General features: G+C 41.2%; 1 protein-coding gene. It reads right to left on the reverse strand.

Features of this window, described 5'->3' with window-relative positions:
* On the reverse strand, positions 1-1186 hold a 1186-nt coding region (locus CXF64_RS09960; RefSeq protein ID WP_101216920.1), incomplete at its 3' end, for an IS4 family transposase.
* Positions 1187-1281 lie beyond the last annotated feature (95 nt).

Genomic DNA, 1281 nt, shown 5'->3' on the forward strand with positions numbered 1-1281 from the left:
TTAATTGACGTGGTATGGCTCCAGGTGTTGAATAAGGTAATCCAACAAGCAACCTCATTATTTGAGCTAAACTACCATTGAAACTGAGTTGGTATGGTAAATAATCACCTTTTAATGTGTGGCACATTTTTACCATCTGATATCGCACCATATTATAAGTAAGCAACACTCCCCACAGCTCTTGCTTTACAAGCGCAGGTAAGCGACTTCTTAATGTTAATCGATTACCCAGCATATATTGCTTTTGTTCGCGATAACCAAGCTCTATCTCCCAGCGGTGACTATATAAATCGCCTATATCGGCTGACGGATATTGCATCGGATCTGTCATCGATGTCATCACACTGTATGATTTACCCTTTATTTTTCGAGTCACTAACCTCGCTATTAAGGTGTCAGGCAGCGTTGGCCACATCTTTCTTGCTCTTGGGTTGCTGCTAAGTTGGACTAATTTATCATTACGCCCTAATGTTTGAATAACTTCATATTGCACATTTTTTTTCAGGGGGATTAGCCAGTGGCGTTCACTGCCAGTCGTTTGCCATTTATGTAAAAGCCCTAAAGAATAGAAACCTTTGTCGAATAAAGTGAGACTGTTATCGGGTGTGGTTTCTATAAGCTTTTCAGCCAGCACCATTTCATTGACCTTGTAATCATCAAAAGCACTCCCCGTGATTAGGTGGCTGCTTAGCTCCATTTGACACACCATTCTGACCTGTGGGTATTGTGTATTGGTCGGTTTTGTAAAGGCTTCATTGTTTTGGGGTGAGTCATCCGTACGCCAAACAACACCATCGACACCAAGCAAGGTAAGCCCATTCCAATGAGGATGATTAGCGCCATTATTCCAATGCCTTTGGGTGCATTCAAATAAGGCTTTCATGGCGGCTTCACCTAGGTTTTTACGACGCTGAGTTAAAGCACTTGGCGCAACAAATGGCTTACCCTCGCGGTCAACAATGTCGAGCATATTAACGACATCGGCCATCGATTTGTCATTATAAATAACCATCCCGATCAACAACCAAGCCATCGATTCTAGGGTTAGTTTTCTTTTTCGTAGTGTAACGGTTTCGGTCAGTGCATAGGCTTCTTCGATAAGAGATAAAGGGAGTAAGTCTGCGAGTGTTTCAACGTCATTAGGTTTGCTGTTGTTAATAATATCGAGAGCATTAGAAAGTTGCATAAAAAAATCCGAATTCTACAAAAGAATTCGGATTCTTACATACCTAGAAGATCGTTCAAGTGCTATTAACTAATTCTTAAATGATCGGCATTAGA

It is taken from the genome of Pseudoalteromonas sp. GutCa3, assembly GCF_002836155.1.
Taxonomy (GTDB): domain Bacteria; phylum Pseudomonadota; class Gammaproteobacteria; order Enterobacterales; family Alteromonadaceae; genus Pseudoalteromonas; species Pseudoalteromonas arctica.